Raw genomic sequence first — 24,749 nt, 5'->3', positions numbered from 1 at the left:
CCCTTTTCATGAAGATCGCGATGATCGCCCCGATCGCCTGGCGCACCCCGCCGCGCGCCTATGGTCCCTGGGAACTCGTCACCAGCCTGCTGACCGAGGCGCTTGTCGCGCGCGGGGTGGACGTCACCCTGTTCGCCACTCAGGACAGCATCACCGCCGCCACCCTCGCCGGCCCCGTTCCCGCCGCCTATTCCGAAGATCCCTCGATCGACGCCAAGGTATGGGAGATGCGCCATCTCTCCACCGTCTTCGCGCGCGCGGCCGAATTCGACCTGATCCACAACCAGGCCGACTTCCCCGCCCACGCCTTCGCGCCCCTCGTCTCCACCCCGATGGTCACCACCATCCACGGCTTCTCGTCCGACCGGATCCTGCCGATGTACGCCCCCTATCAGGACCGCGTGCACTATGTCGCGATCTCGAACGCCGACCGCCACCCCGCGCTCCGCTACGCCGCCACCATCCACCACGGCATCCCGGTGGACGACTTCCCCTTCGACCCCGTCGGCAGCGATGACCTCCTCTTTTTCGGCCGCATGCACCCCGACAAGGGCGCCCGCGAAGCGATCGACGCCGCCCGCGCCACCGGCCGTCGCCTCCACATGGCCGGCATTGTTCAAGATCAGGGTTACTGGGACCGCGACGTCCGGCCGCATGTCGACGGTGATCGCGTGATCTATCACGGCCCGCTCGGCGGCGAGGCGCGCACCCGCGCACTCGGCAGCGCGAGGGCGCTTCTCCACCTCATCAACTTCGACGAACCCTTCGGCCTGTCGGTGGTCGAGGCGATGGCCTGCGGCACCCCGGTCATCGCGATCGACCGCGGATCGATGCCGGAGCTAATCGAGGACGGCGTCAACGGTTTCCTGGTAAAGGACGTGGCGGAAGCGGTAAGGGCCATCGACCGCCTCGACACCATAGACCGCGCCGCCTGCCGCCGCACGGCGGTTGAGCGCTTCTCGATCGACCGCATGGCCGACGCCTACATCGCGCTCTACCGGGACATTTTGGATACATGATGCCCTCTCCCCTTCGGGGAGCAGCGCCACGCGCCGAAGTTTATCCTGAGCTTGTCGAGGGGCTCAGGCCGAACGGATGTTGCGTCAGGTTTTGCGCGCGATGCTCTACGACTCCAAAACCGCCCGCTCCATCCGCCTGAGCATCGCGGTAAACCCCGCCAGTTCCTCCTCCGAAAACTCGGCAAACAACCGCGCCTCCAGTTCCAGCGCCTTGGGCGCCACCTGTGCGTACAGTTCCTCCCCCGCCGCGGTCAGCATCAACAGGTGCGACCGCCGGTCACCGTCATGCGGCACCCGCGCCACCAGACCGCGATCGGCCAGCGCGATCGCGGCGCGGCTGACCGTCACCTTGTCCATCCGGCTCCGCTCGCAGATCGCCGACTGGGCGATGCGGCCCTCTTCCGCCACGATCGCGACCAGCCGCCATTCGGGAATGCTCAACCCGAACAATTGCTCATACGCACTGGCGATATGCCCGCTCACCAGATTGGACGCGATCGACAACCGGTAGGGCAGGAAATCGTCCAGCCGCAGCACCGCCGCACCGCCGTCTTGCGATCGTAACATTTGACACCATCCTTCCCGTGCGGCACATTGGTAACCAACGATACCAGATTAGGAGTTGGATGCCATGTCCGTCGAAACGAACCCGCTGGGCCTGGACGGCTTCGCCTTCTGCGAGTTCACCTCGCCCGAACCCGAAGCGCTGGCCCGCCAGTTCGAGATGATGGGCTTCGTGCCTGCACATCGCCACCCGACCAAGGCGATCACCCGCTATGTGCAGGGTCGCATCAACCTGCTGCTCAATGCGGAGGAAACCGGCCAGGCCGCCGACTTCCGTGCCGAACATGGCCCGTCGGCCAGCGGCATGGGCTTTCGCGTCACCGATCCGGCCGCGGCGCACGCCCATGCGCTTCAGCACGGCGCGGTCGCGGTCGATCCCTCTGTCGGCGCGCTGGGCGCGGACAGCTTCGCGGTCGAGGGGATCGGCGGCTCCTATCTCTATCTCGTCGCCGCCGGCGGGGACATGTACGCGGACTGGACCGAAATCCCCGGCTGGCAACAGGCGGCACGGGAAAACAGCGTCGGGCTCGACCTGCTCGATCACCTGACCCACAATGTCCGCCGCGGCGAGATGCGCACCTGGTCCAGCTTCTACGGCCGCATCTTCGGCTTCGAAGAACAGAAATACTTCGACATCAAGGGCAAGGCGACCGGCCTGTTCAGCCAGGCGATGATCGCCCCCGATCAGGCGATCCGTATCCCGCTCAACGAAAGCCAGGACGAGAACAGCCAGATCGAGGAATTCATCCGGCAATATCAGGGCGAGGGCATCCAGCACCTCGCGCTGACCACCGATGACATCTACACCACCGTCGAAAAACTGCGCGAGCGCGGCGTGCGCCTGCAGGACACGATCGAAACCTATTTCGAACTGGTCGACAAGCGCGTGCCCGGCCATGGCGAGGATCTGGAACGCCTTCGCAAGAACCGCATCCTAATCGACGGCTCGGTCGAGCGTGGCGAGGGACTGCTTCTCCAGATCTTCACCGAGAACATGGTCGGCCCGATCTTCTTCGAGATCATCCAGCGCAAGGGCAATGAGGGCTTCGGCAACGGCAATTTCCAGGCGCTGTTCGAGTCCATTGAACTCGATCAAATTCGCCGGGGCGTCATCACCGTCGACGCTTAAGAAAAAAGTGGATCACGCGAAGGCGCGAAGACGCGAAGAGGTACCGTCCCGGGCAAGCGACCGCGTCAGCGGTCAAACCGATGCCTGCGGTCGATATGGGAAGGCCGCTCACGCGGCATACGCATCATCTTCGCGCCTTCGCGTCTTCGCGTGAACAATCTTCTTGCAGGAGATCGGCGATGACCGACTACACCCCCGGCTTCGGCAACCACGTTTCGACGGAGGCCGTCCCCGGCGCGCTCCCCATCGGCCGCAACTCGCCGCAGCGCCCCGCCTTCGGTCTCTATGCCGAGCAACTGTCCGGCACCGCCTTCACCGCGCCGCGTCACGAGAACCGCCGCTCCTGGCTCTACCGAATGCGCCCCACCGCGGAGCATCCGCCCTACACCCGCTACGAGGGCGCCCCCCGCTTCGCTCCGGGCACCGTCGAAGGCCCGCTGCCCCCCAACCGCCTCCGCTGGGACCCCATCGCCAATACCGCCCACGGCACCGACTGGCTCGACAGCCTGACGACGATGCTCGCCAACCGCGACCCCGCCGATCTCGAGGGCGTCGCCATCCACCTCTACGCCGCGAACAAGGACATGCAGGACCGCGTCTTCATGGACGCGGACGGCGAACTGCTCTTCGTCCCCCAGTTCGGCCGCCTCGCGATCTTCACCGAACTCGGCCGCCTCGATCTCGCCCCCGGCCAAATCGCCCTCATCCCCCGCGGCGTCCGCTTCCGCATCACCCTCCCCGACACCCAAGCCCGCGGCTATGTCTGCGAAAACCACGGCGCCCTGTTCCGCTTGCCCGATCTCGGGCCGATCGGTGCCAACGGCCTCGCCAATCCCCGCGATTTCGAGACGCCGCACGCTTGGTTCGAGGATCGGGATACCCCCACACAGGTCGTCCAGAAATATCTCGGGCATCTGTGGACGACCCAACTCGATCACAGTCCGCTCGACGTCGTCGCGTGGCACGGCAATCTTGCGCCCTGGCGCTATGACCTGTCGCGCTTCAACACGATCGGCACGGTCAGCTTCGACCATCCCGATCCGTCGATCTTCACGCTCCTGACCTCGCCCTCCGACGTGCCCGGCCGCGCCAATGCCGATTTCGTCCTGTTTCCGCCGCGCTGGATGGTGGCGGAGGATACGTTCCGCCCCCCCTGGTTCCACCGCAACGTCATGTCCGAGGCGATGGGCCTCATCACCGGCGCCTATGATGCCAAGGCGGAAGGGTTTCAGCCCGGTGGCCTCTCGCTCCACAACCTCATGGCCGGCCACGGGCCGGACCTCGCCAGTTGGCAGGGCGCCTCGCATGCCGCATTGAAACCGCACAAGATCGACGGCACGATGGCGTTCATGCTGGAAAGCTGCTGGCCCTATCGCCCCACCCGCTTCGCGCAGGATCATGCGCAGCTCGATTATGATGCGGTGTGGAAGGACTTCCCCAAGGCCCTGCTGCCGTGACCCTGCGGCTGCACGGCTATTGGCGCTCCAGCGCCGCCTACCGTGTCCGCCTCGCGCTCGGGCTGAAGGGGCTGGCCTATGAACAGGTCCCGCACGACCTGCGCACCGGCGCGCAGGCTACGCCCGACTACCGCGCACTGAACCCGCAGGCGCTGCTGCCGACGCTGGAGGCGGACGGCCTGGTCCTGACGCAAAGCCCCGCCATCCTGGAATGGCTGGACGAGCGCTTTCCCGATCCCCCGCTGCTGCCCGCCGACCCCGATGCGCGCGCCGTCGTTCGCGCCATGGCGGCGATCGTCGCCTGCGACATCCATCCGGTGAACAATCTGCGCATCCTCTCCGCGCTTCGCCGCGACTTCGACGCGCAGGATGTCGCGGTCTCGCGCTGGATACGCCGCTGGATCACGCAAGGGTTCGAAGCGCTGGAGGTCATGATCGCCCGTCACGGCGGCGGCTTCGCCTATGGCGACACACCGACGGTCGCCGATTGCCACCTGCTCCCCCAGGTCTATAACGCACTGCGCTTCGACCTCGACCTCGCCCCCTTCCCCCTCCTCGCCGCCGCCGCCGCAAAGCTCGACGCCCGCGTGCCGCAAGCCCATCCCGACGCGCAGCCGGACGCGCCATGAACGACAGCGGCGCAAGCGAAACGCGCCTGACCGCCACCCCCGCCGGTGTTCGCCTGGGGCCGCTCGACACCATCGCGGACGGTGCCGCACGCAACTTCGTTCTCCAGATGCGCGCCGGCCGTTTCCACGGCTTCATCGTCCGCCGCGGCGATGCCGTGCATGGCTATGTCGATCGCTGCCCGCACATGGGCCTGCCCCTCGCACAGGCGCTCGACGCCTATCTGACGCCTGACGGCATCCATATCGCCTGCTCCTGGCACGGCGCCGTCTTCGCGGTGGAGAATGGGCTTTGCCTCGGCGGTCCCTGCACGGGCCAGCGGCTGACGCCGTGGCCCGTTACCGTCACCGATGGCCAGATCGTCACCGCCACCAGCGACCGGGATTGATCGCGCGGCAACGATGGTGCAGCTTGGGGAGTTGTTACCGCAACCCGATACGAAAGGACGCCGTGAGCATGCTCTCCATCCTCCTTTTCGCCGCCGCCGCCGGTCAGGCCACCGACCAGCCTCCCGAATTCGGCATCGATGCGCCCACACCGAATATGTGGCAGGGCATCCAATATTATCCGACGCTCTACACCCAGGGCGATGACCGCGCCTTTCGCCGCCGCATGCTGGCCTTTCGCGAGGAAGCGTTGCAGCAACAGGCGCTCGACGGCGGCACACTGACCGCCGAACATCGCGCCGAATTGCAGCGCAAGCTCGACCGCATCCACTTCCGCTACGCCGAACGTCGCCGCCGGGCCGACATACTGGCGGTGGATAGCAATGGCCGCGCGGTCTATTCGGCCGCGACGCGTCCGACCTTTGTGCAACCCCCGGGGCTGCGCCTGACCCGCGTGGCGAACTGACCGCTGGTCAGCGCGCCGCCATCGGCCGTTCGTCCCGGCGCAGCGTCAGGACCTCGACGCCGTCCTTCGTGACCGCGACCGTATGCTCGAACTGTGCCGAGAGCTTGCCGTCGCCGGTTACCACCGTCCAGCCATCGTCCATGGTCGACACCTTGCGCGTGCCCTGGTTGATCATCGGCTCGACGGTAAAGGTCATCCCCTCGCGCAGCGGCGCGCCCGTACCCGGCCGCCCGAAGTTCAGCACATCGGGCGCCTCGTGCATCTCGCGGCCAATGCCATGGCCGCAAAAGTCGCGCACCACCGAATAGCCGTTCTTCTTGGCATGCCGCTCGATCGCAAAGCCGATGTCACCGACATGCGCGCCCGGTCGCACCTGCGCGATGCCCTTCCACATCGCCTCCTGCGCAACCCGCACCAGTCGTTTTGCGCCCGGTGACACCTCGCCGACCATGTAGGTCTTGCTGGAGTCGGCGATGAACCCGTTCTTTTCCAGCGTGATGTCCAGGTTGATGATGTCGCCGTCCCGGATGATGGTCGCCGCATCCGGCACGCCGTGGCACACCACTGCGTTGATCGAACAGTTCAACACATAGGCAAAGCCATATTGCCCCTTGCTCGCCGGCCGCGCCGCCAGATCATGGGTGATGAAGCGGTCCACCATGTCGTTCACCGCCAGCGTCGACATGCCCGCCAGATCCTGTTCGTCCAGCATCTCGAACACCGATGCCAGCAACCGGCCGGACGCGCGCATCAATGCCAGTTCGTCGGGGGTCTTCACCATATCAGGCCGCCACCCGCACGCCGCCAACCTGTGCGGCCTCGACCTGCATCCTCATGATATCGTTGAACGAAAGCGTGGGATTGCACTCAGCGATCATGCCCACCTTCATCCAGAATTCCGCCTGCGCATTGATCGACCTGCACATCACTGCGCTCGCCCGACGCGCCTCTTCATGCAGGTCGTCGTCGATCTTCACGATACCCATGCCGAATTGCTCCTCGATATGGAACATATACGTTTCATATATTCCAGGTCAATCCGCCGTGCCCCCTGCCGCCCCTCCCCATCGCAGAGGTCAGGAGATCCCGTGAGGACCAAGCCCGATCCGACACCTTCAGGTTCGGAGCTGATCGCGCCGATCCGCGGGATGAAACGCGATCCCGTGTACGGAGCATGTCAGGCGCAAAGGTGGATCACACACCGGCGGCGCGCCAGGCACAGCTGTCACCCGCCAATGGCAGCGCGACCTTGCGCGTCAGGCGCGCACCATCAGGTCGACGCGTTCGCCATTGCGCCGGACCGTACCCCGCGATGACCGCACGGCTGCGGCCTAGGCCGCCAGCTCGGCCTGCGCCACCGCCTGCAGGCGCTCCATCAGTTGTGGCTCCAGCCCCAGGTCACGCCCGGCACGCTCGTTGCGGCCCAGCGTGCGAACGTCGACCCCGGTCACCCGTCCGAAGATCGTCAGCGCTTCCAGATAATAGCCCGCCGCACTCGCATGATACTGGTCCCAGGTCCACAGGTCGACCTGCCCGAAGGCGATGCCGTCATAGGGATTGGGATCGGCGATCCGGTCGCGCATCGCCCGCGTCCATGCCTGTCCCACCGGAATCGCGCCGGCAATATCGGAACTGGCGCGCACCGCCAGTGCGTTGCCCGCCGCCAGTGTCTCGGCCATCGCGGCATAGCCCTGCCCCCGCCACGGGCTGGGGTGGCGATAGGTCAGGTCGGCGCGGCTCCACGTCGTCACCAGCTCGACGCGCACCTTGGAGTTGGCACGCTTCACCATGGCGGCCAGTTGCGCGGCCGCCCCGGCATGACGCATCGGGTCGCCGGGCTTTTCCGGGTCCAGCGTGCTGTACCCTTGCAGGATCACCACGTCCCAACGACGGTCGATGTGCCGCTGCTTATGCTCGAAATGATAGGCCAGATCCTTGCCCGGCACCGTCTCCAGGCTGACCTTCCAGTCGAGCTTCGCCTGCTCGGCAAAGGTCTTGAACAGCGCCGGCACGCCGCCGATCCCCTCCCGGTTCAGGTCGGTCACCACATCGGGGCGGTAGCGCATCACCGGCGAATTCGCGCCAAAGGTAAAGCTGTTGCCGACGAACAGGATCGTCTCCGCCGCCGCCGGCGTGGCAAGCAGCGCACCCAGCGCGGCAACGATGATCCCGATCCTCATGGCTCCCCCCAAACACTGTGCGTGCGCGCAACGCCCCTAGCCGCCCGGCGATCCTTGCGCCAACAGGCGATATACCCTATACCCCTATATGCTATGGCCCATGTCACCACCAACAAGGACAAGATCGTCGCGCGCGTTCGCCGCATTGCCGGGCAGGTCGCCGCGGTCGAACGCTCGGTGCTTGCCGACGCAGAATGTGCGGACACGCTGCATCTCGTCGCCGCCGTGCGCGGCGCGGTCGCCGGGCTGATGGACGAACTGGTCGAGGATCATCTCCACGCCCATGTCGCGGCCGCCGGCGTCACCGATGCGGAGCGTGCCGCTGCCGCCGCCGAACTCGCCAAGCTGCTCCGTCGCCACTTCCGCTAAAGGTTTCGCGACCATGGTCTCGCACGATCACGATTATCTGGGCCACCATCATGACGAGAATGCGCGCCGGACGCGCTGGGTCGTCTGGTTGAGCGCCGGCATGATGGTGGCCGAAATCGTCGCGGGCTGGCTGACCGGGTCGATGGCCCTGCTCGCCGACGGCTTCCATATGGCGACGCATGTCGGTGCGCTGGGTCTGGCGGCGCTCGCCTATTCCTATGCACGCCGCAACGTCGGCAATCCGCGCTATGGCTGGGGCACCGGCAAGGTGGGCGAACTTGCCGCCTTCGCATCGGCACTGGTGCTGGGGATCGTGTCGCTCGGCATCGCGGTCGAATCGATCATGCGGCTGGGTGAACATCACCCTGTTGCGTTCGGCGACGCCACGCTGGTCGCGGTCCTCGGCCTGCTGGTCAATTTCGCCAGCGCGGCGCTGCTCGGCGGCGGGCACCATCATCACGGCTCCCGGCATGATCACGGCCACGCCCATGACCACGATCACGCCCATGGCGACGATGCCAATATGCGTGCCGCCTATCTTCATGTGCTGGCGGACGCGCTGACCTCGGTCATGGCGATCGCCGCGCTTCTGGCGGGACGTTATCTGGGCTGGTGGTGGCTCGATCCGCTCACCGGATTTATCGGCGCGGTGGTCATCGCACGCTGGTCCTGGACGCTGATGCGCGATGCGTCCGCGGTGCTGCTCGACGCCACCGATCCCGCGCTCGCTGCCCGCGTCCGCGCGTGCGTGGAAGGCGCCGGCGATGTCCAGATACTCGACATGCACGTCTGGCGGATCGGCCCCGGCGCCCATGCCGCCATCGTGGAGGTGCGCGGCACCGTCACATCGGCCACCTTGCGCCAGCGCCTGTCGCCGATCCCCGCCCTTGCCCACGTCACCATAGAGGTGCACTGAACCCTTTTTCCGTCCCACTACGGTACGGAACCGGACCCTGACAAGCCGGGGCGGAGTGGGTTAGGATGCGCTCATGGCCGATGCCTGGCGCCCCCTTGCCGCGCGGATCACCGCGATCGCGATCCTGTCCGTCACCGCGGGCAGCGCCGCCATGTTCGCAATGGCGGCGGATGGTTCGGGCGTGGCGCCGCCCCCGGCCCGGAAGGCCGCCGCAAAGCTTTCCCCTACTCCAACTCCCGCACCCATACCGACCCCAACCCCGACCCCGACCCCGCTGGTCGTCCGCCGCATCCTTCACCTTGAAAAACCCCTGCGCCACGGCGATTTCGTCTGGGATGATGCGGGCGTACCGGCGGGTCCACTGGTCATCACCATCGATCTGGCGGCGCAGACCATTTCGGCGTTTCGCGACGGCTACGAAATTGGCGCGGCCGCCATCCTGTACGGCGCGGATAACAAGCCGACCCCGCTTGGCGTCTTTCCGATCCTGGAAAAGGACGTCGATCACGTCTCCAACCTGTATGACGCACCGATGCCCTATATGCTGCGTCTCACCCGCGACGGTGTGGCGATCCACGCCAGCGACGTGCGGTTCGGCTATGCGACCCATGGCTGCATCGGCGTGCCACCAGGCTTCGCGCGGCGCCTGTTCGCGGCGGCCAAGCTGGGTGACACGGTCATCGTCACCAATGGCAAGATGATGCAGATGGGCGATACGATCACCAGCTAGGGGCGGTCGCAGGGCGGGGCGGCGGTTTTCGGGGCGAGCGGCGGCACGGTCGCCTGGGGGCCCAGCGCTTCCCATTCCTGCACCCCGACGCCCGCCCCTTTCGATGCCACGAATTGCGCCCGCAGGCACCGGGTGGTCACGGGCGGGAAATCCACCGTCTGCCACGTATCGGCGGACGTGCCATAGGAGCCGGCTCCCCGGACCGGCCTCCAGCCGCCGTCCCAATATTCCAGCCGCCACGATGCGGGCGGCGCCACCCCTTCGCCGGCTCCTGCCGGCTGGTCCGCGAAGAAGCGGATGCGGCTGCCGTTCAGCGTGACCGGGGCTGGCCAGCGATATTCGATCCACGGCGTCGCGGGATTGTCCTTGCCCCGCCAGCTCGACCACATGTCGGGCGGCAGCGGTGCGGCGCGTATGATGCCGTCGTTCAGCGATTTCAGCCAGAATTGGGTGGGTAGCGCGTTCGGGCCGGCGGTGGGGGTGGCCGCGGGGGCGATGTTGCGGCCGGGGCGCGGGGCGGCGCGGGGGGCGATGGTCGGTACGACCGGGCGGATCGCCGCCGGCGTCACGCTGTCGTCCCATTCCAGCCGGTCGATCGCGACCGAGCGGCGGAAATGCCCGCCGCCCTTTGCGTCCGCGGTGTGGTAGGTGATGTACCACTTTCCCTTGAATTCGACCGCCCCCGCATGCGACGTGGTGGACGACACCGGCTTCAGCACGACCCCGCGATAGGTCCACGGGCCCAGCGGCGACGTGGCCGTGCCATAGGCTTGGCACGCATGGTACAATGCTGGCGTGCACGGGCTGTCCGGTCCGGCGTTGTTGCCGGCGTAAAGCATATAATACACGCCCTTGCGCTTCATGATCCACGGCGCCTCGAAAAAGCCCGTCAGCCCCTCGATCACCTGCTCCGGACCCTTGGCGCTCACCATGTCCGACGCCAGCTCCATCCCCCGCAACCGCCCGAACGTCCCCCAATAGATGAACACCCGCCCATCCTCATCCACCAGCACCGTCGGATCGATATTCTGGATGTCGTTGCTTTCCGGCACGCGCTGCGAGATGATTGGCCCCGCAGGATGCGCATCCTTCCACGGACCGTGGGGGCTGTCCGATACGGCGACACCGATCGCGAACCGGTCCCGGGCGTCGCTGTTCCGCTCCTCAACGGGCGCGTAGAAGTAGAAGCGGCCGTTCCTCGCCTTCACGATCTGCCCGGCATAGGCGCGGCCCGGGGACGCCCAGGCGAACAGGCGCTCCGGCCGCGCGATGCCGGGATCATGGCGCCACCGACGCGACGCCGGATCCTGCGTGGATAAAAGCTGCCATTCGTTCATGATGAAGTCGTTGACCCCATCCGGGGCCTCGTCGCGCCCTGCCAGGATGTACAGCGTATCGCCATCGACCACGGGGGCGGGATCGGTCGTGTAATAGCTGCCGTCTGCCAAAATGGGGTTCCCGGTCGACTGGACCACGCGCGCGACAGCCGCCGTCCCGGCCAGCACGAGCAATGTCGGTATGATCGCCACCCGTCCAATCGGCTTTATCATCATCATTCCCCTCCCTGGCACCTTTCCCCAAATACAATCGAAAAACAATATACGGTATAACAATGATTGAAACTTGTTTGATGGGCCGATACGCTTGCATCGAACGGGCACCCTTCGCCCCTTTCCTTCTTTGCAGTTTCCTCAACGAGGTCCGTCATGCCGCTCCTTCGTCCAGCCATAATGATCGCCATGACGTTGGGCACCGCCACCTCGGCGTTGATTGCTCAGGATACACCCAAACCGGCCGTTCGCCCCGTCGTGACGACGGAGCATAGGGTGGGACCGTTCCACATTGCGTTGCGCCAGGACACACAGACGCTGGCACGCCTGTCTCCCGCGAATGAACCGGGCTTCAGCTTCGTGCCCACGTCCCGCGAGGCAGAGCGGGCCGGCGACGGCTATAACCATCTCGGCGATCTCAACCTTCGCCTGCGGACTCCCGGTGGCACGTGGCGCGATTTCGCCTCCGCGCATGAACGCCGCCCGATCCGGCCTCTTCCCAGCGGCGGCACGACCATCGCTGCGGCCGACATCACCGCCAGCATGGGCGAAGGTGCCCCGGTTCGGGTCGAGCGTCACTGGCGCAACGAAGGCGGGCGGCTCGCTCTTGCCTTTCGCATCACCAACACGGCCGCGACGCCGGTCGAGATCGGCACGCTGGGCATGCCGATGGTGTTCGACAACATCATCACCGATCGCAATCTGGAACAGGCCCACGCCCAAGCCAGTTTCGTCGATCCGTATATCGGGCGCGATGCCGGTTATCTTCAGGTGACCCGCCTGAACGGGAAGGGCCCCGCATTGCTTGTCATGCCGGCAAAGAATACGCCGCTGGAAGCATATGTACCCTTGCGTAATCCCCGCGAGGTCAAAGACGGATCGATCTTCACCGATCGCAGCCCGCGCGGACAGACCTCGGAGGGCTTCTACGACTGGACGGTGCATTCCGCCGGCTATGTCGAGCGTGAATGGAAAAAGGCGGGCGAACAGTGGAACGCCCCCACCGCCCGCACGCTTTCGCCCGGCGAAACGCTGGAAGTCGGCGTACGCTTCGCCCAGTCTCCATCGATCCGTGCGATCGAACCGACGTTGATCGCCAACAATCGTCCCGTCGCGGTCGGCCTGCCCGGCTATGTCGTTCCTACCGATCAGGATGCGGCGCTGTTCGTTCGCAGGCCGGCTGCGATCACCTCGATCGAGAGCTATCCCGCAGGCAGGGTAACGGCGAAGCCCGCCGGCACGGTGAAGGGCTGGACACGGCTCGCGCTGCGCGGCAGCCAATGGGGGCCTGCGCGGCTGACGATCGGCTATGCCGACGGCACGAAGCAGACGGTCAGCTACTTCATCACCAAGCCGCTCGATCAGGCGATGGCGGACCTGGGGCGCTTTTCGACGAACCAGCAATGGTATGAGGGCAAGGGCGATCCCTTTGGCCGCAACCCGGCCATCCTGACCTATGACAACGAAAGCAAGGCGATCGTGGATGTCGAACCACGCGTCTGGATCGCGGGGATGAGCGACGAGGGCGGCGGCGGCAGCTGGGTTGCGGCGACGATGAAGCAACTCGATCATCCCGACCCGCAGGAGGTCGCCAAGATCGAACGGCTGGTGGATGAAACCGTGCATGGCCGCCTGCAGGTGGTCAGCGGGCCACAGGCCGGCGGCGTCAAGAAGAGCCTGTTCTATTACGATCCGGTCAAGTTCCCTACGCTCTACACCGGTGATCCGGAGAAGTGGAAAAGCTGGACGTTGTGGAAGGAGAAGGATGCCAATGATCTGGGGCGTGCCTACAACTACCCCCATGTCGCGATCGGCTATTGGGTGCTGTATCGCATCGCCCGCAATCATCCCGGCATGGTCAGCCGGCACGATTGGCGCTGGTATCTGGACCGGGCGTATGAAACCTCGGTAGCGATGACGCGCGCGCATTATGCCGAATTCGGCCTGATGGAAGGCGACGTCTTTCTCGACATCCTGAAGGATCTGAAGCGCGAAGGCATGACCGCAAAGGCTGCCGACATGGAGCGGCTGATGAAGGCGCGGGCCGATCACTGGCGCACGTTGAAATATCCGTTCGGATCGGAAATGGCCTGGGATTCGACCGGCCAGCCGGAAGTCTATGCCTGGATGCGCTATTTCGGTTTCCAGCCACAGGCGGACGTCACGCGCGAGGTGATCCTGGGATATGATCCGACGGTGCCCAGCTGGGGGTATAACGGCAATGCCCGCCGCTACTGGGATTTCCTGTATGGCGGCAAATATCCGCGTATCGAACGACAGATCCATCACTACGGATCGGCGCTGAACGCGGTACCCCTGTTCGATGCCTATCGCCAGAATCCGGCCGATCTGCACCTGTTGCGGGTCGCCTATGGCGGCATGATGGGCGGCATCACCAATATCGACCAGCAGGGCTTCTCGTCCGCCGCTTTCCACGCCTGGCCGGACATGATGAAATGGGACCCGTATAGCGGTGACTATGGCATGGGATATTATGGCCATGCCCTGACCGCGGCGACCTATCTGGTCGATCATCCGACCTTTGGCTGGGTCGGTTTCGGCGGAAGCGTGGTCGAAAACGCCGGCACGGTGACGATCGTCCCGAAGGACGGTGCACGCACCCGCTTGTTCGTCGCGCCCATTGGCCAATGGATCACCCTGGAGGCCGGGCGGATCGCCGAGGCGCGTTACGTGCCGAAGACCGGCCGGATCACGCTGACTCTGGATCCGGCGGCACCGAATACGCCAACCGCGCGGGTATTCGTCGAAGGAACGATGGCGGGTGCCAAGACCTATGTCCTGAACAACGGCAAGATGGAGCGCGGTGGCTACACCGTGCCGCTCGGCCATGGCACCACAAGGATCGAACTGACCCGGCCATGATCCGGTGCCCTCCCCCCGGCCGGGAGAGGGCTTTGCATCACTGTTCCGAGCCCAACAGAAAAGACGCCGTGCATCGCTGCACGGCGTCTTTGTCCTGTCGCCAGGTCCCCGGACGCTTCCGCCCGGGGAAAAGCACGGTCAGGCCTTCTGCGGAACGCCCGAAGCCGCCGCCACTTCGGCGGCGAAGTCGGATGCTTCCTTCTCGATGCCTTCGCCGAGCTGGAAGCGGACATAGTCCTTCAGCACGATCTCGGCCCCGGCGTCCTTGCCGGCCTTGGCAACGACGTCGCTGATCTTGGTCTTGCCGTCCATCACGAACAGCTGGCTGACCAGCGCATGCTCCTTGCGGTACTTGGCGATCGAGCCTTCCACCATCTTGGCGATGATGTCGGCGGGCTTGCCGCTCTCGCTCGCCTTTTCGGTCGCGATCGCGCGCTCGCGCTCGATCTCGGCCTCGTCCAGATCGCCTTCGTTCAGCGCCTTCGGGAAAGCGGCCGCAATGTGCATCGCAAGCTGCTTGCCCAGGCCCTGCAGCACCTCGTCGGACGCTTCGGACTCGAGCGCGACCAGCACGCCGATCTTGCCCAGGCCCGGCGATGCCGCGTTGTGGACGTAGGACACAACCGCGCCCTTGGACACTTCGAGGCGCTTGGCACGACGGATCGCCTGGTTCTCGCCGATCGTCGCGATGTTGTTGGTCAGCGTTTCCTCGACCGTCGTACCCGACGGCATCGCGGCGCCCTTGATCGCGTCCAGATCGTCACCGGTGTTGAGCGCGATCTGCGTCAGTTCGCGGACGAACGACTGGAACTGATCGTTCTTGGCGACGAAGTCGGTCTCGGAGTTCACCTCGATCGCGGCACCCTTGGTGCCGGCGGTCGCGACGCCGACCAGGCCCTCGGCCGCCGTGCGGCTGGACTTCTTGGCGGCCGCGGCCAGACCCTTGGTCCGCAGCCAGTCCATTGCGGCGTCCATGTCGCCGCTGGTCTCGTTCAGCGCCTTCTTGCAGTCCATCATGCCGGCGCCGCTCTTTTCGCGCAGCTCCTTGACCATCGCTGCCGTGATCTCAGCCATGTTCCGTAATCCTCTTTAATCGTTCGATATGGTTGCGGGCGAGACGGGGCGTCGCCGCCCTATCCCGCCCGCATGACGTCTTGACGACGATTAGGCGTCGATCTGGCGCTCGGCCTCGGCGCCAGCGCCCTCGACGTTCGCCGCAGCGGGCTCTTCGACGCTCAGCGCTTCCTCGACGGGCGGCTCGGCCATCGCACCGACATCGGCACCGCTGCGGCGCTGCTGCTCCTGGCCGCCGCGGGTCGCGGCGATCGCCACGGCCTCGCAATACAGGCGGATCGCACGGCTCGCGTCGTCGTTGGCCGGCACCGGGAAGGCGATGCCGTCCGGCGACACGTTCGAATCGAGGATGGCAACGACCGGGATGCCCAGCGTGTTGGCTTCCTTGATCGCCAGCTCTTCCTTGTTCGCGTCGATCACGAACATGACGTCGGGCACGCCGCCCATGTCGCGGATGCCGCCCAGCGACAGTTCCAGCTTGTCGCGCTCACGGGTGAGCTGCAGGACTTCCTTCTTGGTCAGGCCCGCGGTGTTGCCCGAAAGCTGCTCTTCGAGCGACTTGAGACGCTTGATCGAGTTCGAGATCGTCTTCCAGTTGGTGAGCATGCCGCCCAGCCAGCGGTGGTTGACAAAATGCTGGTTCGAGCGGCGGGCCGCATCGGCAACCGCTTCCTGCGCCTGGCGCTTGGTGCCGACGAACAGCACCTTGCCGCCGCCGGCGACCGACGAGCTGATGAACTCCAGCGCGCGCGCGAAAAGCGGCACGGTCTGCGAGAGGTCAAGGATGTGGACGCCGTTGCGGTCGCCGAAGATGTAGGGCTTCATCTTCGGGTTCCAGCGGTGGGTCTGGTGGCCGAAGTGCGCGCCGGTCTCGACAAGCTGCTGCATGGTGACGACAGGTGCCGCCATAGTGAAATTCCTTTCCGGTTTGTCCTCTGGGAAGCGGATGACGCGTCAGCCCAAGGCCTGCGCACCGGTATGTGATGCTTCCCATGCGGTGTTGAGGCGCGCGCCTTACCGCATCGAACGGCATTCTGCAATCCGCTGAAAAACGGGTTGACCGCTGGAACGAATGTGGAACATAAATGGACCACATAGAGGACACGGAGCGATTCGTCGCGTTTCACATGCGAAACGTCTTGAAATCGGTGCAACTCACCGACTCAGCCCCGGAACCTGTCCACTATGAGTCTGTTGATCGAGACGTTCGACTGAGCGTCGGACCGGAGGGCATCATGGTTACAGTGCTGAGTGTCTTGGTATTCGTGGGTGCCCTGGTCACTGCCGTGTCGGTGATCGCCATGATGGTCGCCCCCCAGTGGCGTCGCATTCTGCATCTTGCGTCCGGTCATGTCGAACCAGCGTTCACGCCCCTGAGCCAGTTGGTGGTTGCCGAACGCCGAATCGCCGTCAGGCGCTGGTCGTCGATGTCGCCGGCTTATGTTCCGGTGCGCCAGTCGCGCGCTGCCGCCTGACCCGACCGTAATTCACCATGCTGAATGGGATGCTGGCGAGATAGGCGACGCAGATCAGCGTGAGCGTGTGCCACGGCACGGACACCAGCGCCCCACCGAGCAGGACGACCAGCGCCAGCGCTTCGAAACGCACCGTACGGCGCAGGCGGAGCGATCCCCATGAAAAGGTGGCGACGCTTGAGACCATCAGCATCGCGATGAAGGCGACCCAGGGGCCGACCAGATAGGGCGAGGTGAACAGCGTCTCGCCGGTCCAGAACCACAGATACATGGGCAGCATGGCAAGCCCCGCCCCGGCGGGTGCCGGAATGCCGGTCAGGAAGCCGGCCGATTTGTGCGGCTGCTCGACTTCGTCAATCGCGGCATTGAACCGCGCCAGTCGGAGCGCGCAAAACACCGCAAGCAGCAAGGCGCAGATCCATCCGATCCGCGGGGCGCTGGACAGCGACCAGAGGTAGAGGATCAGCGCCGGCGCGACGCCGAACGAAATGGCGTCGGACAGCGAGTCCAGTTCCGCCCCGAACCGGCTTTCACCGTGAAGCAGGCGAGCGATCCGCCCGTCCAGCCCGTCCAGGACGCCGGCAATCATGATCATCGCAACCGCGCTCTGCCATTCTCCGCCGATGGCGAAGCGGACGCCGGACAGACCGGAACAGAGGGCGAGCGCCGTTACCGCATTGGGGGCTACCGCCCGCAATGGCAGTCCGCGTGGCGCACGGCGCAGCCGGGACCGGCGTGGCAGCGCCATTACTGCGCGACGCCCGTAACGGGTCGTCCGCCGACGCGGCCGAGCACCGTTTCCCCGGCGATCGAACGCTGCCCCAACGTCACCTGCGGCATCACGTCATCGGGCAGATACACGTCGACGCGGCTGCCGAAGCGGATCAGGCCGATGCGCTGGCCGGCCGCGACCATGTCTCCGGGCTTCACGAACCCGACGATCCGGCGTGCGACCAGCCCCGCGATCTGGGTAAAGCCGATCTTGCGACCGTCCCGGCCTTCGACCACGAAATGCTGTCGTTCGTTTTCGTCGGATGCCTTGTCGAGGTCGGCATTGAGGAACTTGCCGGAGATATAGACGACCTGGCGGATCGTGCCCGCGATCGGGGTGCGGTTGATGTGCACGTCGAACACCGACATGAAGATCGACACCCGCATCATCGGCGCGGTGCCCAGCTCCCCGGTCAGCTCGCGCGGAATGGGTACGCGCTGGATCATGGTGATGAGGCCGTCGGCGGGTGCGACGATCAGGTCGTCACCCTGCGGCGTGGTGCGGATCGGATCGCGAAAGAACGCGGCCACCCAGATGCACAGGCCGATGAACGGCCAGAACAGGATCTTGGTGACGAGCGTGGCGAGCAGCGTAAGGCCGCCGGCGATCAGGACGTATTTGCGCCCTTCCGGATGGACGGCGGGGAAGCGCCACTTGACCGTGGTCGTGGCGACAGGGGGCTTTTCAAGCGAAGGCATCGCACCAGTCTACCGGTGGCGGACGCACGACACAATGTTTTCGGTACGCGACGGCCCGTGGTCCCTGCCCCCGGTTGATCCGGCCGCCCCCCTCCCCTAGACGCATGCCCAAACCACCCCTGCCAAGGAAGTGAAGATGGCCAAGATCAAGGTGAAAACGCCCGTCGTGGAGATCGACGGCGACGAGATGACGCGGATCATCTGGGAATGGATCCGCGAGCGCCTTATCAAGCCGTATCTGGACATCGACCTGGAATATTACGACCTGGGCATCCAGAAGCGTGACGAGACGGACGACCAGATCACCATCCAGTCGGCCAAGGCGATCCAGAAGTACGGCGTCGGCGTGAAGTGCGCGACGATCACCCCCGACGAGCAGCGCGTCGAAGAGTTCGGCCTGAAGAAGATGTGGCGCTCGCCCAACGGCACGATCCGCAACATCCTGGGCGGCGTCGTCTTCCGCGAACCGATCGTCATCAAGAACGTACCCCGCCTGATCCCCGGCTGGACCCACCCGATCGTCGTCGGCCGTCACGCCTTTGGCGACCAGTACAAGGCCACCGACTTCAAGGTGCCCGGCAAGGGCAAGCTGACCATGAAGTGGGAAGGCGAGAATGGCGAGACGATCGAGGAGGAAGTGTTCGACTTCCCCGCGGCCGGCGTCGCGATGGGCATGTACAACCTCGACGAATCGATCCGCGACTTTGCGCGTGCATCGATGAACTACGGCCTGGGCCGTGGCTGGCCGGTGTACCTGTCGACGAAGAACACGATCCTGAAGGCCTATGACGGCCGCTTCAAGGACATCTTCGAGGAAGTGTACGCCGCCGAGTTCAAGGACCAGTTCCAGGCCGCGGGCATCGAGTATCAGCACCGCCTGATCGACGACATGGTCGCATCCGCGCTGAAGTGGCACGGCGAGTTCGTCTGGGCCTGCAAGAACTATGACGGCGACGTACAGTCGGATCAGGTGGCGCAGGGCTTCGGCTCCCTGGGCCTGATGACCTCGGTGCTGATGACGCCAGACGGCCAGACGATCGAGGCCGAGGCCGCGCATGGCACCGTCACCCGCCACTATCGCCAGCATCAGCAGGGCAAGGCGACGTCGACCAACCCGATCGCGTCGATCTTCGCCTGGACCGGCGGCCTGAAGTTCCGTGGCAAGTTCGACGGTACGCCGGACGTGACGCGCTTCGCCGAGACGCTGGAGCAGGTCTGCATCAAGACCGTCGAGAACGGCCACATGACCAAGGATCTGGCGATCCTGATCGGCCCGGACCAGCCCTGGATGACCACCGAACAGTTCTTCGAGCAGATCCGTTCGAACCTGGAAGCCGAGATGGGCAACTGGGCCTGAGCTGAACGACCGGAAAGCGGGCCCCGGCGACGACCGGGGCCCGTTTCCTTCGCGGTGGGGCTATTTCCCTTCCGCCTCCAGATACCAGATCACGTCGGCACGATCGAGCGGATCGGCAAGCCCGGCGAAGCTCATCCGCGTGCCCGGCGCGAAACGCTGCGGATCGGCAAGCCAGCGATCCATCGTCGCCCTGTCCCAACGCCCGCCGACGCGCGACAGCGCCACCGTATAGCCGAACCGATCGCTGCCGCCCGCAACCGGCTTGCCCATGATCGCATGCAGGTTCGGCCCTGCACGGTCCAGCTGCCCCTGCCCGATCGTGTGACAGGCCAGGCATTGGCCGAACACGCGCCGGCCATTGCCGGGATCGGCGACCCGCATCAGCGCATCGAGCGACGGGTTCGGCCCCGCCGATGCCAGCCGCCTGGCATGGTCATCATCACCGCATCCCGCCAGCGCCAAGAGGATGGTCACGGGCAGCGCCCACCAGCATATCGTCATGCCGCGCCAGATAGGGTCCCGCCCGCCCCCCGCGCAGTGGACAGTTCGTCCCATCCGGCGACCGGGCGCCCGGTTTGTGCAAAACATACCTGACAAGGGGGACATGGGCTGGTTAAGCTGCGGCCATGGCACTTCGGCTCGACAATCACGGCTTCAGCGACGCGCTCGTCATCCTTGGTGCAGCAGGCATCGTCATCCCGGCCTTTGCCCGTTTCCGGGTCAGCCCGGTGATCGGCTTCATCCTCGTCGGCCTGCTGGTCGGCCCGGCCGGGCTCGGCTCGCTCGTGCCCGACGCCTCCTGGCTTTACTATGTGACCATTTCCGACCCGGAATCGATCGAGCCTTTCGCCGAGTTCGGCATCATCCTGCTGCTGTTCTCGATCGGACTGGAATTGTCGTTCCGGCGTTTATGGTCGATGCGGCGGCTGGTGTTCGGCACCGGCGTGACCGAACTGCTCGGCTCCGCCTTTCTGATCGGCCTGGCACTGCATCTGCTGGGGCAAAGCTGGGGCGGCGCGATCGGACTGGGGCTGGCCTTGGCGCTCTCGTCCACCGCGCTGGTGCTGCCGCTGGTGGGCACGACCAGTCCGGTCGGGCGCGGCGCGTTCGCGATGCTGTTGTTCGAGGATCTGGCGCTGGTCCCCATCATCTTCGCGCTCGGTGCGATGGCGCCGACGGCCAGCGAGGAAGGCTGGGTGGGCATCGCCGGCGTCGCCCTGCGTGGTGGCCTGACCGTGGTCGCGATGTATCTGGGTGGGCGCATCGTGCTGCCGCGCCTGTTCGCACAGGCCGCGCGTACCAAGAGCCCGGAGTTGTTCCTGGCCGCGTCGCTGCTGGTGGTGATCGTCGCCAGCGTCGCGACCACCGCCGCCGGATTGTCGCCGATCGTCGGTGCGCTGCTCGCCGGCCTGCTGATCGCGGAAACCGAGTATCATTCCGAGGTCGAGGTGATGACCGCCCCGTTCAAGGGGCTGGCGCTCGGCGTCTTCCTCATCACCGTGGGCATGAGCCTGGACCTCCGTCTGATCGCCAAGAACTGGCCGTCGCTGCTCGCGGCCGTCGTCGGCGTCGTCGCGGTGAAGGCGATCGTCACTTATCTGCTGCTGCGCGTCGCCCATGCCCGGCGCGGCACCGCGGCCGAAACCGGCCTGCTGATGGGCAGCCCGTCGGAGACCACGTTGATCGTGCTGGGGACGGCGGCACAGGCGCAGTTGATCCAGCCGTCGACCGCCGCCTTCTGGCAGACCGTCACCGCAATCGGCCTGACGCTGACCCCGCTCCTCGCCAAGGCCGGGCGTATCACCTCGCGCCGGATCGAGCAGGCCGGAGAAGGCCCGCCGATCCCCGAGGTGGAGACGGAAGGTCCCGGCGCGGTCGTCATCGGTTTCGGCCGCGTCGGCAAGCTGGTGTCGGACATGCTGACCGCGCACGGCCAGCGTTATCTGGCGGTGGAAGCGAACATCGACGCCGTGACCGAGGCGCGGCGGGCGGGCTATCCGGTGCTGTTCGGCGATGTCGCGCGGCCGGAACTGGTCGACCGGCTGAACCTGGCGCAGGCGCGCGCGCTGATCCTGACCATGGACGATCCGGTGCTTACCGTCCGGCTGGCGCGGCGCATCCGGCAGGCGGTGCCGGCCCTGCCGATCATCGCGCGCGCCCGCGATGCCAGCCATGCCGCCGAACTCTACCGTGCGGGCGTCACCGATGCGGTGCCCGAAACGCTGGAAAGCTCGCTGCAACTCTCGGAAGCGGTGCTGGTCGATCTTGGCGTCGCGATGGGCTTGGTGATCGCCTCGATCCACGAAAAACGCGACGAACTCCGCCAGACGATCCGGCGCGAGGCGCAACTGACCCGCGAACCGCGCATCCGCCGGATCAAGCGGCTGAGCGAAACCGGCTGATCGCGGGCGGGGACGGCGCCAGGTGCCGCCCCGCTCCCCACCTTACCCCAACCGGCCGAGCGCCGCGTGCAGCCGGGCCGCCTCCGCCATCTTGTCGGCATGATCGGCCCGCGCCTTGTCCACCGCCTCGGGCTTGGCGCGCTCGACGAAGCTGGCATTGCCCAGCCGCGCGCCCAGTGCATCGCGCTCCTTCTCGGCCGCGGCGATCGCCTTGGTCAGACGGGCGCGCTCCGCATCCAGATCGATCACACCTTCCAGCGGCAGGATGAACGTCGCCTCGTCCACCACCACTTGGGCGGCCCCGCCGCTGGCGGCGTCGCCCTCGGCGCGGTCGACGCGGGCCAGCCGCGCCAGCACCGATGCCTGCCGGTCGAGGCGTGCCAGCGTATCGTCATGCGCATCACGGACATGCAGCGGCAGGCGTGCGCCGGGCGGCACGTTCAGTTCGGTGCGCGCGGCGCGAATGTCGCCGACCAGCCGGATCAGCCAGTCGATCTCGCGCTCCGCCTCCGGATCGAGCGCGCGGGCATCCGCCATCGGCCACTGGGCGACGATCAGGTCATGATCGCGCGACCCCATTGCGTGCCACAATTCCTCCGTGATGAACGGCATGAACGGGTGGAGCAGCACCAGGATCTGGTCGAGCACCCAGCCGGCGACCGCGCGGGTCTCTTCGCCACCGGCCTCGCCGCCTTGCAGCACCGGCTTGATGAGTTCCAGATACCAGTCGCAGAAACGGCTCCAGACGAACTGGTAGATCGCATTGGCCGCCCCGTCGAACCGGTAATCGGCCAGCGCCAGGTCCACCGCCTGCACCGTCTTCACCGTCTCGGCGATGATCCACTTGTTCACCGCCAGCGTGGCGACCGGCGCATCCAGCGTCGCGGAGGCACCGATGCCATTGGCCTGTGCGAAGCGGGCCGCGTTCCACAGCTTGGTCGCGAAGTTGCGATACCCCTCGACGCGGCGCTCATCCATCTTGATGTCGCGGCCCTGGCTTTCCATCGCCGCCATGAAGAAGCGCAGTGCGTCGGCGCCATATTGGTCGATCAGGCCGAGCGGATCGACCGTGTTGCCCTTCGACTTCGACATCTTCGAGCCGTCGGCCGCGCGGACCAGCCCGTGCAGGTAGAGCGTGCGGAACGGCACGTCCTTCATGAACTGCATGCCCTGCATCATCATCCGGGCATCCCAGAAGAACAGGATGTCGAAGCCGGAGACGAGGACGTCATTGGGATAGCGACCACCCAGCGTCGGGTCCGCTGCATCCGGCCAGCCGAGCGTCGCGAACGGCCACAATGCGGAGGAGAACCAGGTGTCGAGCACGTCCGGATCGCGGGTCAGCACCACGCCGGCGCCGGCCTGTGCCTGCGCCTCTTCCTCGGTTTCAGCGACGAAGGCACGGCCATCCTCGGCGAACCATGCGGGGATCTGGTGGCCCCACCAAAGCTGGCGGCTGACGCACCAGGGCTGGATATTCTCCATCCAGTTGAAGAAGGTCTTCTCCCAGCTTGCCGGCACCAGCTTGATCGCGCCCGATCGCACCGCCTCGATCGCCGGCTGGGCCAGCGTCTTGGCATCGACATACCATTGGTCGGTCAGCCACGGCTCGATCACCACGCCCGATCGGTCGCCATAGGGCGTCTGGATCACCCGGTCCTCGACCCGCTCCAGCACGCCCGCCTCTTCCAGCAGCGCGATCACCGCCTGGCGTGCCTCGAACCGGTCGAGCCCGATCAGCGCTTCGGGCACCAGCCCGTCCGCGGTCTGGCAGATACGCGCCTTCGCATCGAGCATGTTGAGCATGTCGCGCGCCTCGATCCCGGCGCGGCGGCCGACCTCGAAATCGTTGAAGTCGTGGCCCGGCGTGATCTTCACCGCGCCCGAGCCCAGTTCGGGGTCGGCATGCTCGTCGGCGACGATCGGGATCAGGCGGCCGGTGATCGGCAGGCGCACTTGCGCACCGATCAGCGCGGTATAGCGCGGATCGTCCGGATTTACCGCCACCGCCATGTCGGCCAGCATCGTCTCCGGCCGCGTCGTCGCCACCGAGATCGTGCCGCTGCCATCGGCCAGCGGATAGGTCAGGTGCCAGAACTTGCCCTGCACCTCGCGCGTCTCGACCTCCAGGTCGCTGATCGCGGTGCCAAGGCCTGCGTCCCAGTTCACCAACCGCTTGTCGCGGTAGAGCAGTCCCTGACGGTGCAGTTCGACGAACACCTTCAGCACGGCCCTGGAGAAGCCCTCGTCCATGGTGAAGCGCTCGTTCGCCCAGTCCATCGAGCAGCCCAGCCGGCGAAGCTGGCGCGTGATCTGGCCGCCCGACTCCGCTTTCCAGTCCCAGATTCGGGCGACGAAATCATCGCGGCCAATATCGGTGCGCTTCACGCCCTGCTGCGCCAGGTTGCGCTCGACCACCATCTGCGTGGCGATGCCGGCATGATCGGTGCCGACCACCCACAGCGCGTCCTTGCCCTTCAACCGGGCGTGGCGCGTCAGGATGTCCTGCAGCGTATTGTCCAGCGCGTGGCCGATATGCAGGCTGCCCGTGACGTTGGGCGGCGGGTTGACGATCGTCCACGGCTCGGCCTGCGGGCGTTCGGGACGGAACAGCCCCTCCTGCTCCCAATGGGCATACCAGCGGGCCTCGATGGCGGCGGGGTCGAAGGTCTTGGGCAGTTCGGTCATGCCCCTG

23 protein-coding genes are annotated in these 24,749 nt (G+C 66.0%); 12 read left to right on the top strand and 11 right to left on the bottom strand.

Annotation, left to right across the window (positions count from 1 at the left end; translation table 11 throughout):
* Positions 1-8: 8 nt before the first annotated feature.
* Positions 9-1,019 carry a glycosyltransferase family 4 protein gene (locus GQR91_RS10715; protein WP_149681767.1) on the top strand — a complete coding sequence of 337 codons (1,011 nt, stop codon included), beginning with the start codon at positions 9-11 and terminating at the stop codon, positions 1,017-1,019.
* Positions 1,020-1,124: 105 nt separating this feature from the next.
* On the opposite strand, the gene GQR91_RS10710 is transcribed toward GQR91_RS10715, so the two are convergent.
* Positions 1,125-1,586, bottom strand: a complete 462-nt coding sequence (locus GQR91_RS10710) for a MarR family winged helix-turn-helix transcriptional regulator (protein WP_162853752.1) — start codon at positions 1,584-1,586, stop codon at positions 1,125-1,127.
* A 64-nt stretch (positions 1,587-1,650) separates the two neighbouring features.
* Here GQR91_RS10710 and hppD point away from each other — a divergent pair, with 64 nt between their 5' ends.
* From hppD to GQR91_RS10685, 5 genes are all read left to right on the top strand, one after another.
* Entirely contained in the window at positions 1,651-2,712 is a 1,062-nt protein-coding gene (hppD, locus tag GQR91_RS10705) for a 4-hydroxyphenylpyruvate dioxygenase (RefSeq protein ID WP_149681768.1), read from the top strand.
* A gap of 179 nt (positions 2,713-2,891) precedes the next feature.
* Complete coding sequence (gene hmgA, locus GQR91_RS10700; protein WP_149681769.1) at positions 2,892-4,169, top strand: homogentisate 1,2-dioxygenase; 1,278 nt, start codon at positions 2,892-2,894, stop codon at positions 4,167-4,169.
* Positions 4,166-4,798 (top strand): maleylacetoacetate isomerase, encoded by a 633-nt coding sequence (gene maiA / locus GQR91_RS10695; protein WP_235903921.1) that lies wholly within the window; start codon positions 4,166-4,168, stop codon positions 4,796-4,798. Before hmgA ends, maiA begins: the two co-directional genes overlap by 4 nt.
* Positions 4,795-5,184, top strand: a complete 390-nt coding sequence (locus GQR91_RS10690) for a Rieske (2Fe-2S) protein (RefSeq protein WP_149681770.1) — start codon at positions 4,795-4,797, stop codon at positions 5,182-5,184. The genes maiA and GQR91_RS10690 overlap by 4 nt, the downstream gene beginning before the upstream one ends.
* Positions 5,185-5,252: 68 nt before the next feature.
* Entirely contained in the window at positions 5,253-5,648 is a 396-nt protein-coding gene (locus GQR91_RS10685; protein WP_149681771.1) for a hypothetical protein, read from the top strand.
* A 7-nt stretch (positions 5,649-5,655) separates the two neighbouring features.
* Here GQR91_RS10685 and map read toward each other — a convergent pair whose 3' ends face one another.
* The 3 genes from map to GQR91_RS10670 all read right to left on the bottom strand — a co-directional run bounded on the left by map (position 5,656) and on the right by GQR91_RS10670 (position 7,828).
* Positions 5,656-6,429, bottom strand: a complete 774-nt coding sequence (gene map / locus GQR91_RS10680; RefSeq protein WP_149681772.1) for a type I methionyl aminopeptidase — start codon at positions 6,427-6,429, stop codon at positions 5,656-5,658.
* A gap of 1 nt (position 6,430) precedes the next feature.
* Positions 6,431-6,634: a ParD-like family protein gene (locus GQR91_RS10675; RefSeq protein WP_149682001.1), complete on the bottom strand. Its 204-nt coding sequence runs from the start codon at positions 6,632-6,634 to the stop codon at positions 6,431-6,433.
* Positions 6,635-6,979: 345 nt separating this feature from the next.
* Positions 6,980-7,828, bottom strand: coding sequence for a PEP-CTERM sorting domain-containing protein (locus GQR91_RS10670; RefSeq protein ID WP_149681773.1), 849 nt, complete (start codon positions 7,826-7,828; stop codon positions 6,980-6,982).
* A 93-nt stretch (positions 7,829-7,921) separates the two neighbouring features.
* Here GQR91_RS10670 and GQR91_RS10665 point away from each other — a divergent pair, with 93 nt between their 5' ends.
* From GQR91_RS10665 to GQR91_RS10655, 3 genes are all read left to right on the top strand, one after another.
* Positions 7,922-8,197, top strand: coding sequence for a metal/formaldehyde-sensitive transcriptional repressor (locus tag GQR91_RS10665; RefSeq protein ID WP_112382606.1), 276 nt, complete (start codon positions 7,922-7,924; stop codon positions 8,195-8,197).
* A 13-nt stretch (positions 8,198-8,210) separates the two neighbouring features.
* Positions 8,211-9,113, top strand: coding sequence for a CDF family Co(II)/Ni(II) efflux transporter DmeF (dmeF, locus tag GQR91_RS10660; RefSeq protein ID WP_149681774.1), 903 nt, complete (start codon positions 8,211-8,213; stop codon positions 9,111-9,113).
* 73 nt (positions 9,114-9,186) lie between these two features.
* A complete protein-coding gene (locus tag GQR91_RS10655; RefSeq protein WP_149681775.1) occupies positions 9,187-9,843 on the top strand; it encodes a L,D-transpeptidase family protein in 657 nt (218 codons plus the stop codon).
* Here the strand turns inward: GQR91_RS10655 and GQR91_RS10650 are convergent.
* Positions 9,840-11,399 carry a family 43 glycosylhydrolase gene (locus GQR91_RS10650; protein WP_149681776.1) on the bottom strand — a complete coding sequence of 520 codons (1,560 nt, stop codon included), beginning with the start codon at positions 11,397-11,399 and terminating at the stop codon, positions 9,840-9,842. The two genes, GQR91_RS10655 and GQR91_RS10650, sit on opposite strands and share 4 nt — an antisense overlap.
* Before the next feature lie 270 nt (positions 11,400-11,669).
* Here GQR91_RS10650 and GQR91_RS10645 point away from each other — a divergent pair, with 270 nt between their 5' ends.
* Complete coding sequence (locus GQR91_RS10645) at positions 11,670-14,276, top strand: DUF5695 domain-containing protein (protein ID WP_311732254.1); 2,607 nt, start codon at positions 11,670-11,672, stop codon at positions 14,274-14,276.
* Positions 14,277-14,414: 138 nt separating this feature from the next.
* On the opposite strand, the gene tsf is transcribed toward GQR91_RS10645, so the two are convergent.
* From tsf to GQR91_RS10625, 4 genes are all read right to left on the bottom strand, one after another.
* Positions 14,415-15,350, bottom strand: a complete 936-nt coding sequence (tsf, locus tag GQR91_RS10640; RefSeq protein ID WP_112382610.1) for a translation elongation factor Ts — start codon at positions 15,348-15,350, stop codon at positions 14,415-14,417.
* Between the two features lie 90 nt (positions 15,351-15,440).
* Positions 15,441-16,259 carry a 30S ribosomal protein S2 gene (rpsB, locus tag GQR91_RS10635; RefSeq protein ID WP_149681778.1) on the bottom strand — a complete coding sequence of 273 codons (819 nt, stop codon included), beginning with the start codon at positions 16,257-16,259 and terminating at the stop codon, positions 15,441-15,443.
* Positions 16,260-16,760: 501 nt separating this feature from the next.
* Positions 16,761-17,573 carry a CDP-alcohol phosphatidyltransferase family protein gene (locus tag GQR91_RS10630; RefSeq protein ID WP_149681779.1) on the bottom strand — a complete coding sequence of 271 codons (813 nt, stop codon included), beginning with the start codon at positions 17,571-17,573 and terminating at the stop codon, positions 16,761-16,763.
* Positions 17,573-18,295, bottom strand: a complete 723-nt coding sequence (locus GQR91_RS10625) for a phosphatidylserine decarboxylase (protein ID WP_112382613.1) — start codon at positions 18,293-18,295, stop codon at positions 17,573-17,575. The genes GQR91_RS10630 and GQR91_RS10625 overlap by 1 nt, the downstream gene beginning before the upstream one ends.
* A gap of 136 nt (positions 18,296-18,431) precedes the next feature.
* Here GQR91_RS10625 and GQR91_RS10620 point away from each other — a divergent pair, with 136 nt between their 5' ends.
* Positions 18,432-19,652 (top strand): NADP-dependent isocitrate dehydrogenase, encoded by a 1,221-nt coding sequence (locus tag GQR91_RS10620; protein ID WP_149681780.1) that lies wholly within the window; start codon positions 18,432-18,434, stop codon positions 19,650-19,652.
* A gap of 60 nt (positions 19,653-19,712) precedes the next feature.
* On the opposite strand, the gene GQR91_RS10615 is transcribed toward GQR91_RS10620, so the two are convergent.
* Positions 19,713-20,126, bottom strand: coding sequence for a c-type cytochrome (locus GQR91_RS10615; RefSeq protein WP_375781561.1), 414 nt, complete (start codon positions 20,124-20,126; stop codon positions 19,713-19,715).
* 152 nt (positions 20,127-20,278) lie between these two features.
* Between GQR91_RS10615 and GQR91_RS10610 the strand changes: the two genes are divergently transcribed.
* Positions 20,279-22,054 (top strand): cation:proton antiporter domain-containing protein, encoded by a 1,776-nt coding sequence (locus tag GQR91_RS10610; RefSeq protein ID WP_149681782.1) that lies wholly within the window; start codon positions 20,279-20,281, stop codon positions 22,052-22,054.
* 42 nt (positions 22,055-22,096) lie between these two features.
* Here GQR91_RS10610 and GQR91_RS10605 read toward each other — a convergent pair whose 3' ends face one another.
* Positions 22,097-24,742, bottom strand: a complete 2,646-nt coding sequence (locus GQR91_RS10605) for a valine--tRNA ligase (RefSeq protein WP_149681783.1) — start codon at positions 24,740-24,742, stop codon at positions 22,097-22,099.
* Positions 24,743-24,749: the final 7 nt, after the last annotated feature.

Origin of the sequence: Sphingomonas carotinifaciens (genome assembly GCF_009789535.1) — a bacterium.
GTDB lineage: Bacteria > Pseudomonadota > Alphaproteobacteria > Sphingomonadales > Sphingomonadaceae > Sphingomonas > Sphingomonas carotinifaciens.
The sequence above is the reverse complement of the archived record's forward strand: the minus strand, read 5'-3'. Positions and strand labels throughout refer to the sequence as shown.

Coding starts and splice junctions, on each gene's coding strand:
- rpsB (WP_149681778.1), bottom strand. CDS start 16,259: ATGGCGGCACCTGTCGTCACCATGCAGCAGCTTGTCGAGACCGGCGCG.
- hmgA (WP_149681769.1), top strand. CDS start 2,892: ATGACCGACTACACCCCCGGCTTCGGCAACCACGTTTCGACGGAGGCC.
- GQR91_RS10715 (WP_149681767.1), top strand. CDS start 9: ATGAAGATCGCGATGATCGCCCCGATCGCCTGGCGCACCCCGCCGCGC.
- GQR91_RS10630 (WP_149681779.1), bottom strand. CDS start 17,573: ATGGCGCTGCCACGCCGGTCCCGGCTGCGCCGTGCGCCACGCGGACTG.
- map (WP_149681772.1), bottom strand. CDS start 6,429: ATGGTGAAGACCCCCGACGAACTGGCATTGATGCGCGCGTCCGGCCGG.
- dmeF (WP_149681774.1), top strand. CDS start 8,211: ATGGTCTCGCACGATCACGATTATCTGGGCCACCATCATGACGAGAAT.
- tsf (WP_112382610.1), bottom strand. CDS start 15,350: ATGGCTGAGATCACGGCAGCGATGGTCAAGGAGCTGCGCGAAAAGAGC.
- GQR91_RS10685 (WP_149681771.1), top strand. CDS start 5,253: ATGCTCTCCATCCTCCTTTTCGCCGCCGCCGCCGGTCAGGCCACCGAC.
- GQR91_RS10690 (WP_149681770.1), top strand. CDS start 4,795: ATGAACGACAGCGGCGCAAGCGAAACGCGCCTGACCGCCACCCCCGCC.
- GQR91_RS10710 (WP_162853752.1), bottom strand. CDS start 1,586: ATGTTACGATCGCAAGACGGCGGTGCGGCGGTGCTGCGGCTGGACGAT.
- GQR91_RS10605 (WP_149681783.1), bottom strand. CDS start 24,742: ATGACCGAACTGCCCAAGACCTTCGACCCCGCCGCCATCGAGGCCCGC.
- GQR91_RS10665 (WP_112382606.1), top strand. CDS start 7,922: ATGGCCCATGTCACCACCAACAAGGACAAGATCGTCGCGCGCGTTCGC.
- GQR91_RS10620 (WP_149681780.1), top strand. CDS start 18,432: ATGGCCAAGATCAAGGTGAAAACGCCCGTCGTGGAGATCGACGGCGAC.
- GQR91_RS10650 (WP_149681776.1), bottom strand. CDS start 11,399: ATGATGATGATAAAGCCGATTGGACGGGTGGCGATCATACCGACATTG.
- hppD (WP_149681768.1), top strand. CDS start 1,651: ATGTCCGTCGAAACGAACCCGCTGGGCCTGGACGGCTTCGCCTTCTGC.
- GQR91_RS10625 (WP_112382613.1), bottom strand. CDS start 18,295: ATGCCTTCGCTTGAAAAGCCCCCTGTCGCCACGACCACGGTCAAGTGG.
- GQR91_RS10655 (WP_149681775.1), top strand. CDS start 9,187: ATGGCCGATGCCTGGCGCCCCCTTGCCGCGCGGATCACCGCGATCGCG.
- GQR91_RS10675 (WP_149682001.1), bottom strand. CDS start 6,634: ATGGGTATCGTGAAGATCGACGACGACCTGCATGAAGAGGCGCGTCGG.
- GQR91_RS10610 (WP_149681782.1), top strand. CDS start 20,279: ATGGCACTTCGGCTCGACAATCACGGCTTCAGCGACGCGCTCGTCATC.
- GQR91_RS10670 (WP_149681773.1), bottom strand. CDS start 7,828: ATGAGGATCGGGATCATCGTTGCCGCGCTGGGTGCGCTGCTTGCCACG.